Genomic DNA, 13,519 nt, shown 5'->3' on the forward strand with positions numbered 1-13,519 from the left:
ATTAAACTAAAAAATAGCACCATTATATTTTTACAATTAATCAAAAAAAACACAATAAATCATAAAATACTGATTAATAATCAAAAAAGGATTTAACTCATTATTTAAGAGATAAAAACAGATATTAAAAAATATATATTAAATTATTTTAACCATAAAACATGGTATAAACAAAGTATTTAAATAATAACATTATGAACAAGAACAAAAAAATGTACATCGCTCCAACTATTGAGGAGCTAGTAATTGAGCTGGAGCAAGGTATTGCTGCAGGATCAGGAAATGCACAACCCGGCGCCCCTACGGTTAATGACGAAGACGGTGCAGGAGGAAGTAGTTGGGAGGTAGATGGCTTTTAAGAATTAACTTATCCTAACTAACAATTTTAACATTATGAAGACAATGAATAATAACTTAGCAAGCAAGTTTGCTCTTGCCGCTTTTTTGGCACTAGGAACTTTAGCAGTTACTAGCTGTAACAAAGATAATAGCCAAAATGGACAAGAAATTCCAGAAGGAAGTAGTCAACTTGTAGTCCGCATCTCCGGTATCAGTGATGGTGAAAACATCAGTACAAAAGATGTAAAAGGAAGCACATCGAGCAAAAAATCCAGCTCTAATTCTGTAGAATTAGTTCAATCCAAGGGTTTCGATGCCATTGTTGCAGTAGATAATAACGTTCCCTCGGCCGGAGAGACCACACTTTCTCAAGCAGGATTAAGAGCATCAAGTGGATTAAAAGCCGCATCTACGCCCCTGACATCTACTACTACATATCGCTTATATTTATATAAAAATAACGGTGGCACCTACACGTTCACCAAATCTATGCAATTCACACCTGGAGCAGAGACACCTATCCAAGTCCCTAATGGATCTTACAAATGGGTAGCATTGTCCTACAATAATACTGATGCTATACCAGATGCAGATGTCTCAAACAATCTTATTTTGCCAGAGAATAAAGATGTTCTTTATGCGACTTCAGGTGCTACTGACATTGTCATCAACAGCAATACAGCTCCCTTAAGCATTACTTTTAATCGTCTTTACGCTCGAATTGCCATTGAAATCAATACTTTAGGTATGTTTGCTCCGATAAATTCTGCAACTATAGCAGTTACAGGACAAAGCGCAAAAGCAGCAACATTTAATCTGACATCAGGCGTTTTGACATTAGCACCGACCGGAGGTGTACCTGCATTAACAGAGGTTAATTTTACCAATTTAGATGGCAATGCCAGCAGAAAAGTTGCATACTACTACACTGCAGACCAAACCGCCCAAAACTTAACTGTTGCGGTATCCAATTTAAAGATTCAACTTGATAATAATACTGAACGCGACTTTGGTGTTACAGCACTTACACAAAGCAAATCGATCACACCTGAGCGCGGCAAAAATCACCGTTTCTTAGTAGGTATCACCGAATCAGCATTAACTTATGGAGGTGTCAACTGGTCCAGATCAAATCTATATTATAAACCAAACGATCCGACACCATACCGTTTCTACCATACCAATCCACAAACAAACGATCCAAATAGTTACTTCTCGTTTGGTGCGCATCGTCCGCGCGTGTTAGCAAGCGCAAATGCTGCTGTAGATGCCTGTTCCTTAGTTTATCCCGCTGGTTTATGGAAAATACCGACCGGTGCACAATTGGACAATGTAACCTCTAGAGGTGTGCTGGGTGGATTGCTTGGTGATCTTGGCCTAACCAATGTTGCCGGAATCGATGCGTTAGTTATTGTGCAAGATGCATTAGCTGCCCGAGTAACTAATTCAACAGCAACTGCAGCCTATTCAGAACTTACACCTACAGCAGGCAATAACTCTGCATATGGAGCAGCAACATCATCTGTAAATAGATTACGCTTTAACTACAATGGCTACATGAACACATTAGGGGCTTTAGATAATTTGATCACACTTAATTTAGGAAATACCTACGGTAGTTACAATGCATTTTGGACAAGTGAAAACTTAATCGGATCTCCTCTTATCAATCTTGGAGTGAAATATCAATTAGGACATACTACAGGTGGTAATTATAAAGCTTATAGAACAACAAGTCTTTTAAGCGCAGGTCTTCTTGGCGCAGTAAGTGTCATCAACTCACCATTGATGAACATACGTTGCGTACGTGATGCAACTTGGGCTGCAAAAAGTGCTCAACCAAGTTATAACCCAATGCCTGTTTACCCTATCTAAGATAGAAGTGTAGAACTTGGCAATAATTAGTTTAGTTAACTGTCAAAAAGTAAATAAGAGCCGTCACTTATAAGGATGGCTCTTGTTTACTATCTTTATCACATCAAGATGTGTAAAAATAATCGAATAAGCAATTTCACTTCCCTAGCACCATGGATTAGCTTATATTAAAGCTTCAATTAAAATCAAATGATATACAAGAGCAGTTTATGATACTCTATTCCAGAAAAAATTTATAAAATATAAATCTATCTTCACGCAGTTACTATTTTTCAAAAAGTGGAAAAAACAGACGGATTACAGTTCCTTTTCCCAGTTGACTCGAGAGATTAATATTGCCTCCCATAAATTCAATTAAGTCTTTTACCAATGATAGCCCTATACCAGATCCCTTTCTGTACGATGTGTTACTCCCCCTTACCTGCATATGAAAAATTTTATTTAATTCATCCTCTGGAATACCGATACCATTATCCTCAAGCACGTAGACAATTCCTTGATCAATGATTTCACTATGGATATTTAAGTAAGCTTTGTCGGTTTTGTCTGCATATTTAACCGCATTCCCGATAAGGTTAGTAAATATTTGATAGACTGCACCAAGATCTGCATACAGAGCGTACAGATTTTCTAATCTGAATTCAATCTGTTGATCAGGAAAATTCATTTTCACTTCTTTGATCCATTCCGCTATTTTTTGATCCATAGGGATTTCTTCCAACTTATTTTCAGTTCCTCTTACCGTATTGATTTGTAAGGTTTGGTTAATAATGGATTCAATATTCTGGATTGAATCCGAAAAGTTTTTATACCATCGTTTACTTACTTGCTTTGGAATATTTTCATTCTTACTCAGAAAATCATTCCCTAATTTTAAAACGGACAATGGGTTTTTCAAATCATGAGAAAGTGTATTAGCCAAAATATCCAATTTATTACGAAAAGAAAGCTGTTCACTCTGCCGTTCCATTCGATGATAAGCTAGTTTTTGATCAGTCACGTCACTAGCGGTATGGAAGATGGCATAACAGAGTCCATTTTCATCAACCATCGCTCGATATTCAAAATCAAAATAACGTTTTACCTTGTTATCACCATCGACAATATTGGCAGGCATTGCATGGCCACGATAAGTAATACCCGTCTTCCATACATTCTTTAAAATAGAACTAAATCCTTCTTTTTCGAAATTTGGAAAACATGAACATAATGTTTTGCCAAGGATAGCATCATCCGCGCGCCACATGTCTAGCATGGCCTGATTAGCATAAGCAATATGAAGATCGCGGGTGTCATAAATAGCCGTTGCCAGAGGCGAGTGCTTAAGTAAAGACAATATTGTGCTATCATTTACCATCATTGGTGTATATAAATTATTCAAAAATTACTCGGATATAAACAAAGCTGTATGACAGCATAAACATTTTCCATGCCCTTATCATAAAACCATCATCATATTCATGGACACATATCATAGACGATCAGATCTCAACTTGCGGTAGCATATGCATTTTTATTGTTGGTACAGATACCTCCAATTCAAAACATATCATACAAAAATAGATCAAAAAACAATCTTAAACAACAGCCCATTTTTACTTTGGTTGCTGCAGTGTGGAAGTCGGAATCAGTCCATCTATCGCATAACGCTTCTTTAAATGGGGATAACGCTTTCGATATTCTGATGGTGTACAGCCAAAAAGCTTTGTAAACTGTTGTCTAAAATGTTTAATATCACGAAAACCAACTTGATATGCAGATTCATTGACATTTGCTTTGGTCGTAATTAGAATTTGTGCGGCCCTACGAAGTCGGATATATCGAATGAATTCATTGGCAGATTTTCCTGATATTGCTTTAATTTGTCTATAAAGATTTGAATGGCTCATACCCATAGTTTTAGCCAGTACTTTTACCGTAAAATCTTCTTCCAACAAGTGTGCTTCAACAGCTTGGATCACCTTTTCCAAAAACTCTTTATATTCAACAGGAATTTTATGGTCATTGGACTGTAATGTGATCTCGCTATGGAAATATTCGTGCAGACGATTCCTATTCTGAATCAGATTGTCTACACGTGCCATCAGCATATCTTTATCAAAAGGTTTGGTTATGTAGTCATCTGCCCCTCCTTCAATACCCTTTAGCTTGATTTCTGATGAAGAACTTGCTGTCAGAAGAATGAAAGGGATATGGCTCCATTGATTACTTTTCTTTATTTTATGACATAGATCAATCCCCGAGCCACCTTCCATCATAATATCACTAATGATGATATGGGGTTCTATTTTTTGTAAGATTGTTATCGCCTGTTCTCCACTTTCAGCCTGTATGACATGAAACCGATCTTGAAACAATTTGTAGAGATAATTTCTGATATCAGCATGATCATCCACCAATAACATGATCTCGCGTTCATGAGCAATTGATCTATCGGAGGCCTCGCTATAAAGGTTAACTTCAGTATCTAAGGTTTGCCCTACCATCGGACGATCTAGTTCCATCGCTTCCAAAGAAGAAGAAGCATGCTGGACAACTTGCAAAATTTGATCCTGATCATTGACAATTGCATGCTGTGGCAAGTCAACACAAAAAGTCATCCCGCGATCAGGATTGGAGTAATACGTGATTTCACCATGATGGATATCCACAAATTTTTTGACTAGAAACAAGCCTATTCCAAAACCCTCCCTAACAGTATTGGAAGAGGATAAATCACGCTGAAATGGCTTAAAGATATCTTCCTTCAACAAAGTCGGAATACCCTTGCCCGAATCCGAAATTTCAATGCGAATACCTTGACCAGTACTTTTAATATGTGCGGTCACCATTCCACCATCTTGTGTATATTTTAAGGCATTCTGCAGCAGATTAAAAAAACAGATTTCCAATTTTTCAAGATCTCCATGATAGGGATAAATTTCGATCTCCGTTTCCAATGTGTAGCTGATCTTTCGCGAGTGCGCAATTTGCCGAAAACATAGAAAAACTTCCTGAACCAAACTCACTAGATCCAAATGAACAAGAGATAGTTCATCAAAGTTTCCTTCGGATTTTCTGAAGAGTAATAATTTATCCACCAGATTTAACAATCGTTTGGAATGACGGTACACATCCTGAAGCTCGTCATAATCTTTTACCTCATCTTCGTTGGCCTTCAGTAATTCTTTTATTGGATTTATAATAAGGGTAAGCGGCGTACGTATTTCGTGTACGATATGCGTAAAAAATGTGACTTTTTTCTCTGTAAGTTCATTTTCCTTATCGCGTTCAAATTCAGCAGTCTTCAATTTGGTCAACAACAACGCTCGATGCCTTACATACAGAAAATAAAGATACAGGGCAGCGGCAACACACATCCCATAGCCTGTATAAGCCCAGCCTGTACGCCACCATGGCGGTAAGATCTGAATCACAATAGTACGTTCAGTCGGGTTCCAATCACCATTTGCATCCGTCGATTTAATTCTTAAAGTATAGGTTCCTTCTTTAAGATGCGAATAGTAAGCTGATCGCTGTTTATCCACATAGTTCCAATCCTTGTCCCAACCTTCAAGAAAATAAGCATATTTAATCCGATCAGAAAAACTATAATCTAATGCGGCAAAGGAAAAAGATAATACCGCCTGATTATAAGGAATTGTCAAGTTGTTAATGGCATTGAGAGGATCTGTACCATAACGGTTATCAATACCATAGGGATTATTATTGATCTGGAGTTGCGTCAGTCTCAGTGGCGAAAAGACTGCATGAACTAATAGGTCACGCGGCTGAAACAAATTGAAACCCCGAATACCTCCAAACACCAAATGTCCGTCTGACAATTTCAGCGCCGCATTATAATTAAATTGATTGCTCTGCAATCCATCAGATTTATAGAAATTTTGGAATGAACGCGTTTTGGTATCAAATTTTGAAAGTCCATGATAAGTGGATATCCACAAATTGCCAAAATCATCATTTAATGCATTTAATAAAGTATTGCTTGGCAATCCTTCTTTTTCGGTATATTTTTTAGATTGACCCGTCACTGCATTAAAGTATAATAATCCTCCCCCTTCCGTACCTACCCATAAATGATGACGATCTGCCTGCTTAATAAAACGGACAGGTGTGCCCACTGCATATTTTTTAAAACGTCTGGTTTGCAGGTCCAAGCGGATCAATTCAGACCAAGATCCCATCCAAAGAACATCTTCCTTTTCCTCAAAAAAAGTAAGTACATCATATATGGGCAAGTTTAAAGGTTTAAACTGATCTTCCATCGCATCAAAAAGATAGACCTCTCCCCCTCCCAAAGTCGATGCCCAGATTCGCTTTCGGCTATCTTTAAACAAACGCCAAGCTGCTGAATTGACATATTCCGTATTGGGATAATAACAGGTATAGGACTTGACCTGACCGCTAGCCATATCCAACTTAAAAATACCAGCATCATAGGTCCCAATCCATAATTGATTGTTCTCATCCTGAATAAGCCCCGTGACAAACGCGCGCTCAAGAAGCAATCGGGAGGTCATGGGGTACTGTACAAATGCTTGTTGTTTTAAATTCCACTTCAACAGACCAGAACCATCCGTACCGACCCATATATGATCACCATCTGCTTGTTCCAACACAGAAATAAAATCCCGAGGGCTTACCTGCCTGTCCAATAAATTATGCTTTACTAATTGAAACTTACCCTTACGAGGATCGATCACATTCACTCCACCACGAATCGTTCCTAACCATTTCCGACGCTGAGCATCTTCGTAGATAGCAATAACAGCAGTACTGGTTAGTTTTTTTTCATCAAAACCCGTATTCTTTTCGATTTTTTTGGTATCCATATTAATCTTTTGTATACCATCTCCATCGGTACATACCCAGATTTTACGGTCCTGACCAAAATAAAGATTCACAATCCTTTTATTGGTTAGGCCATTTTGTGAACTATAATACTGAAAGGCTTTAGTTTGCAGATCATAACTGGTAACTGCCCAACTGTTTGAAAACCATATCACTCCATCGCTTGACGCAGTCATCAATGTCGCATTAAAATCTCCCTGTACAAGAACTTGAATGCAGTTATTTTTACGATCATACATGGCTAAGCCTACCCCCTGTACCATCAGCATTAAGCTTCCATCAAAAGTTTTACAGATCGAACTGACACTGTACTCCTGATCACTCACTCTTCCTGAAATATATAAAGGGACAGTATGTGCTGTGAGACCTGTTCCTGTTTTCGTAATCGACAATAGACCCGCTTTCCCGGAAGCGGCGAAGATTTGACCATGGTTATCTTTCTCCAGCTGATGGATGGAGAAATCTATCGGTTGCAATTCAGAATTTTCCCGAACTAGATCTATCCGGGTAAAATGATTACGATCCATGTCCAAAACACACATTCCGCCCTTGGTTGCAATATAAAGAAGACCCCTTTGATCTTCAAGAATATCCGTAATGCGATTGTCGGGAAGCGATTTATTTTCTAATGGATTATTTCTAAAAACCTTAAATTCATAGCCATCAAAACGATTGAGTCCATTAAAAGTTCCAAACCACATAAATCCATCTTGATCTTGGTAGATATCGGTCACAAAATCATTAGACAGGCCATGATCGATCCCCAAATATGCGATGGACGACTGCGCACGCGCATCAAAGCATAGCAATAAAAAAACAAGAAGGCATGATAGGTTGTTCCTCATAATTATTGGCGGTAAAATGATTGGTTAGATAGCTATAAATCTATGTAAAAAGCAGACTTTTTACAAGTGTTAAATTAACATTTAATATTCACAAAATGAATTTGATCTCATCTTGATAAAAATAAGCCACTTTTGTCAACTAACCACGCCAAAAAACCATTTAGCACTTAAAATTGTGATTGATAGAAACTTTTGATTAAAATCTCAGCAATCCAATTATGCTGATTTCCCCCCTTATTTTTGACCAAATCCCCCCCAATCTATTCAAAAGATAGTTGCGATAATTGTATATCGAGTAAAAATACTCACCAATTTATAACCAAACTAATTATTAATGAAAAGAGGTAAAGTGCTTAAAAAGCGTCTTGGAATTTGGATATTTCTAATGACGGTAAGCTGCTATGTTGCCACAGCTCAACAAGTCCGCGTGACCGGAAAGGTATCGGGTAGTGGCGTCCCAATTCAAGGGGTTACAGTAGGAGTCCTAGGTAGCGAATCAAAAATTCTTACAGATGCACGGGGAATGTATGCTATAAGTACCAGTAAAAATGCAACCCTGGTTTTTACAAGTGTGGGATATGCCCGCCAAGAGATCGCATTAGCGGAAAAAAAAGTGGAATCCGATAATATGATCTTACTGGATGTCATACTCCAGATGAATGAAAATGTGATAGAAGATGTCGTTGTTACGGGTTTTGGACAACGGGAAAAAAGAACCTCCGTTGTAGGATCAGTGACGACCATCAATCCAAAAGAATTAAAGGGGCCAACCAGTAACTTGACGACCATGCTAGCAGGACGTGTAGCTGGTATGATTGCTTTTCAGCGCAGCGGAGAACCAGGATCTGATAATGCCAACTTTTTCATCAGAGGCCTGGGGACATTTGGTACCGGTAAACAAGATCCGCTGATTTTGATCGATAATGTCGAATCATCCCCAACCGATATGGCCCGCTTGCAACCAGACGATATTTCCAGCTTTTCAGTTCTGCGTGATGCAAATGCTGCTGCCATGTATGGTGCTCGCGGTGCAAATGGAGTCGTATTGATTACGACCAAATTAGGTACAGATGGAAAAACAAAGTTTGAATTTCGAACAGAAAACAACATTTCCACCAACACCAGAAATTTTCAGTTTGCGGATAATATTCGCTATATGGAAATGGCCAATGAAGCTTATCTGACACGACCTGCAGATGCTTCGAGCGGTCAGGGGTTGCCGTATTGGCAAAGTAAAATCGATCATACACGCGCTGGAGATAATCCGCTATTTTATCCCAATAATAACTGGATCGATCAGCTGATCAAAGATTACACACTCAATCAACGAAACAATTTAAATATTTCAGGTGGTGGTGCAAAAGCAAGGTACTACTTAGCCGGAACTTACAATATCGACAACGGGATTCTGAAAGTTGATGGCATCAACAATTTTAATAATAATATTAAGCTGAAAAATTACTCCGTCCGTTCCAATGTCGATATCAATTTTACACCGACCACAACGGGAATTGTGCGTGTCTACGCCCAGTTTGATGATTACAATGGTCCTATTGGTGGTTTGGACGAGAATAATAACCGTATCAATGGTGGTGCGGTCACCTTTAGACGTGCAATATGGTCAAACCCTGTGATGTTTCCCGCGCTATATCCATCTTCATATATGCCTTATATGAACCATCCGCTATTTGGCAATGCATTAAATCGCAACGGAGGACTGTTTGTCAATCCTTATGCGGAAATGGTACGTGGATATCAGGAATTCAATACCTCGACCATTATGCCTCAAATTGAATTACGTCAAGACCTAAGTGCTATCGTACCAGGTCTAAACTTAACCGCTATGACCTACTTAAAACGCTATGCATATTTTGAAGTGAGCAGAAGGTACAATCCATTTTATTACTCCGCAACATCAAATGCTGATGGCGACCTATCACTGCGTGTCATGAACGATGGATCTCAAGGTTCAATAGGCCCTGTAGGAACAGAATATCTCGATTACTCAGAGTCTGCCAAAGAGGTCAATTCGATGTTTTATGCCCATGCTATTGCCAATTACAATCGTGGATTTGGCAAACACAATGTTGGCGGTACACTCATTGGATTAATTCAAAACTCATTGAGTGGTAATGCTGGTTCGTTACAATTATCTTTACCGGCTCGTAATATCGGTCTTTCGGGTAGATTTACCTATAATTTTGATGATCGCTACATTGCCGAATTTAACTTCGGTTATAATGGATCTGAGCGATTTGCAAAAGCAAGACGTATGGGTTTCTTCCCTTCATTTGGTGTATCTTATAATATCTCCAATGAGTCGTTTTTTGAACCGCTACGCGAAGTGGTCAATAAATTCAAATTAAGGGCCACCCATGGATATTCCGGAAATGATCAAATCGGTCGAGCACAGGACCGTTTTTTCTATCTTTCAGAAGTCAACATGAATGCCGGTGAAATTTCGTTCGGAGAATTGGGGGGATATCAGAGACCGACTATTGCAATCAACCGATATGCCAATGAAGCCATCACCTGGGAGCGATCTCGCCAAACCAACTTGGGTATGGATCTGAATCTATTTAATGCTATTGAATTAAACATCGATATATACAAACAAATCCGTAGCAACATTCTCACCAATCGGTCTTATATTCCTAGCACAATGGGCTTAAGAGCCCCTATCGTAGCCAATACCAATAAAGCAGAAAGCAAGGGTGTGGATCTCACATTGAGCTATAATAAAAACTTCATGAACGGCTGGTACCTTCAGGGAAGAAGCACATTAACCTATGCCGTCAGTAAACGCTTAATCGTTGATGAACCAGCTTATCAAGAGCCCGGACGCTATACCGTCGGAACCTCAGCCTCACAAGAGTTCGGATACATCGCTGAAAGACTTTTTGTGGATGATCAAGAAGTGTTAAATTCTCCTGTCCAATTTGGTAAACCTGGTATTGATTATTTAGGGGGTGATATCAAATACAGAGATATCAATGGCGATGGCCAAATTACCGACCTGGATCGTGTAGCGATTGGGTACCCAACCACACCCGAACTGATTTATGGGTTTGGAGGCACAGTGGGCGGTAAAGGTCTAGATTTTAGCTTCTATTTTCAAGGTTCTGCAAGATCTTCATTCTTTATCAATCCTGAAAACATCTCCCCTTTCTATCTCAACGGAGGTTCTCAAAATGGACTTCTAAACGTGATTGCTGATAGTTACTGGAGTGAAGAAAACCGAGATCTATATGCCTTCTGGCCAAGATTAAGTGAAAATATTATTACCAACAACAACCAAAGATCGACGTGGTGGATGCGCAATGGATCATTCTTAAGATTAAAAACTGTTGAAATCGGCTATACCTTCAAAGAAAGTTTAATGAATAGACTGAAAGCAAAAAATCTACGGATTTATGCCAATGGAATGAATCTATTCGCGATCAGTTCTTTTAAAATGTGGGACGTAGAGATGGGGGGACGAGGTATCGGTTATCCGATTCAAGCCACTTATAATATTGGCTTGCAGCTTGGTTTTTAAACATTACAAAATGATGAAACACTCATGAAATGCGGCATGGTATCCTGTTAGTTGAACCCTGCGGAATCATATCGATTGCCAACAAGCAACTCATGATTATTTATAAAAAATTATCCAAATGAAAAATTTAAAGATAAAAAAGATAAAACGGTACCTCATATATCTATCCGTAAGTACCATCGGTTTTTCCGCATGTGCAGATTATATTGATGTCGTTCCCGACAATGTTGCGACTATAGACAATGCGTTTTCATTACGCAACGAAGCTGAAAAATTCTTATTTACATGCTATGCATGGCTACCAAATAATGCCGATGCACAGAGCAATACCGGTTTTTTAGCAGGCGATGAAGTATGGATTCCTGTAGCGCAGCGCGAGATCTATCCTGCGAATAATTGGCGTATTGCACGTGGAGGACAAAATGTAAATGACCCCTTGGTAGATATCTGGCGAAGCGGAATGTGGACCGCTATACGTGATTGCAATATTTTTTTAGAAAATGTTTCCAATCCATCAAAAGTACCCGATTTATCCAGTGAAGACCGCTCGAGATGGATTGGGGAAGTGATGTTCCTAAAGGCATACTACCACTATCTTTTGATGCGTCAATATGGTCCTATACCCTTGGCACGCACCAATATTCCTTTGGATGCAAACCAACAAGAAGTACGAGTAACACAACGTCCCGTAGACGAAGCCGTGAATTACATCGTATCCTTGTTAGATTCAGCTTCAAACAGTGCTGTTCCTTTGATTATTTCGGATCAGGCATCTGAATTAGGTAGGGTCACCAAGCCTATTATTCAATCGATAAAAGCCGAAGTTTTGCTAACAGCAGCAAGTCCCTTATTCAATGGTAATGCAGATTTTCAGTCGGTGAGTAACAAAGATGGAGAACCTCTTTTTAATCCCGTGTACGATGCTTCCAAATGGACACGTGCTGCCGAAGCAGCCAAAGACGCAATTGCATCAGCTGAATCTGCAGGTATTGCATTTTTCCCATTCCGCAAAACGGAATATGGACAATTCAAAATGAGTGATGAAACTGCACAAGTATTAGGGATAAACTTAGGTTTCAATGAGCGCTGGTCTTCTGAGCACATCTGGGCAAATCCTAATTACCAAGCTTGGAATATCCAGCGAGATGCGATGCCTTTGCTCACCACAGATGCTGTAGTCGGTACTGCAAGACAGCATTTAAGCGCTCCAATCAAAATTGCTGAAATGTTTTATACCAAAAATGGCGTCCCGATCAATGAAGATAAGACCTTAGACTTTACCAATAGGTTTACCCTAAGGACCGCTAAGAATGAAGAACGCTTTCATATAAAAGAAGGATATACCACAGCTAGGCTAAATTATGACCGTGAAGCCCGATTTTATGCATCATTAGGTTTTGATGGCGGTATCTGGTTTAAATTTGACACGAAAAGCTTATCCGATGAAGACACCTATTATGTACAGGCAAAACTTAATCAACCTGCAGGGGCTAATAATCACGGATGGATCAATGAGACTGGTTATTTCTTAAAAAAACTAGTCAACTGGGAACAAGCCTTTGCCAGCAGTGGTGTGAGTTACAAATCATACCCGTGGCCAACGATCCGTTTGAGTGATATCTACCTCATGTATGCCGAAGCTTTAAATGAAGCCAATGGACCATCTCCAGAGGTATATACTTATTTGGATCGCATCCGCGAACGGGCAGGATTGGCCGGTATCGTCGAATCTTGGAGTTCATTTTCTACCAATCCCAGCAAACCAAATACGAAAGATGGACTACGCGAAATTATTCAACGTGAACGCATGATCGAATTAGTCTTTGAAGGAAAGCGCTATTGGGATCTACGCCGTTGGAAATTGGCGGTTAATTATTTCAACCAAAATATCACAGGATGGAGTGTTAACCAAGAGGTGACCAGTGATTACTACCGCTTACGCACGCTATATGCACAAACATTTGTCGCACCACGTGATTACTTTTGGCCGATCGCACAAGGAGAATTAACCGTAAACCCTTCACTGGTGCAAAATTTGGGTTGGTAGCCCTAATTTTAATATCAATGATAC

The 13,519-nt window shown here is 39.2% G+C and carries 6 protein-coding genes; 4 read left to right on the top strand and 2 right to left on the bottom strand.

Annotated elements, in window-relative coordinates:
- Positions 1-194 precede the first annotated feature (194 nt).
- Both B3P23_RS09260 and B3P23_RS09265 read left to right on the top strand, forming a co-directional pair.
- The gene (locus tag B3P23_RS09260; protein ID WP_293925481.1) at positions 195-359 is read left to right on the top strand and encodes a hypothetical protein; all 165 of its coding nucleotides are present in this window, start codon (positions 195-197) and stop codon (positions 357-359) included.
- A gap of 34 nt (positions 360-393) precedes the next feature.
- The gene (locus B3P23_RS09265; RefSeq protein ID WP_293925482.1) at positions 394-2,214 is read left to right on the top strand and encodes a hypothetical protein; all 1,821 of its coding nucleotides are present in this window, start codon (positions 394-396) and stop codon (positions 2,212-2,214) included.
- Between the two features lie 265 nt (positions 2,215-2,479).
- On the opposite strand, the gene B3P23_RS09270 is transcribed toward B3P23_RS09265, so the two are convergent.
- Both B3P23_RS09270 and B3P23_RS09275 read right to left on the bottom strand, forming a co-directional pair.
- Positions 2,480-3,574 (bottom strand): PAS domain-containing sensor histidine kinase, encoded by a 1,095-nt coding sequence (locus tag B3P23_RS09270; RefSeq protein WP_293925483.1) that lies wholly within the window; start codon positions 3,572-3,574, stop codon positions 2,480-2,482.
- Positions 3,575-3,809: 235 nt separating this feature from the next.
- Complete coding sequence (locus B3P23_RS09275; RefSeq protein WP_293925484.1) at positions 3,810-7,910, bottom strand: hybrid sensor histidine kinase/response regulator transcription factor; 4,101 nt, start codon at positions 7,908-7,910, stop codon at positions 3,810-3,812.
- 334 nt (positions 7,911-8,244) lie between these two features.
- On the opposite strand from B3P23_RS09275, the gene B3P23_RS09280 reads away from it, so the two are divergent.
- The gene (locus B3P23_RS09280; protein WP_293925485.1) at positions 8,245-11,448 is read left to right on the top strand and encodes a SusC/RagA family TonB-linked outer membrane protein; all 3,204 of its coding nucleotides are present in this window, start codon (positions 8,245-8,247) and stop codon (positions 11,446-11,448) included.
- Positions 11,449-11,566: 118 nt separating this feature from the next.
- On the top strand, positions 11,567-13,495 hold the full coding sequence (locus tag B3P23_RS09285) for a RagB/SusD family nutrient uptake outer membrane protein (RefSeq protein WP_248755423.1): 1,929 nt from the start codon (positions 11,567-11,569) through the stop codon (positions 13,493-13,495).
- Positions 13,496-13,519: the final 24 nt, after the last annotated feature.

Origin of the sequence: Sphingobacterium sp. UBA6320 (genome assembly GCF_002440335.1) — a bacterium.
Taxonomy (GTDB): Bacteria; Bacteroidota; Bacteroidia; order Sphingobacteriales; family Sphingobacteriaceae; genus Sphingobacterium.

Excerpts from the sequence above, each read along its gene's own strand:
- B3P23_RS09270 (WP_293925483.1), bottom strand. The coding sequence starts at position 3,574 with ATGATGGTAAATGATAGCACAATATTGTCTTTACTTAAGCACTCGCCT.
- B3P23_RS09265 (WP_293925482.1), top strand. The coding sequence starts at position 394 with ATGAAGACAATGAATAATAACTTAGCAAGCAAGTTTGCTCTTGCCGCT.
- B3P23_RS09280 (WP_293925485.1), top strand. The coding sequence starts at position 8,245 with ATGAAAAGAGGTAAAGTGCTTAAAAAGCGTCTTGGAATTTGGATATTT.
- B3P23_RS09260 (WP_293925481.1), top strand. The coding sequence starts at position 195 with ATGAACAAGAACAAAAAAATGTACATCGCTCCAACTATTGAGGAGCTA.
- B3P23_RS09285 (WP_248755423.1), top strand. The coding sequence starts at position 11,567 with ATGAAAAATTTAAAGATAAAAAAGATAAAACGGTACCTCATATATCTA.
- B3P23_RS09275 (WP_293925484.1), bottom strand. The coding sequence starts at position 7,910 with ATGAGGAACAACCTATCATGCCTTCTTGTTTTTTTATTGCTATGCTTT.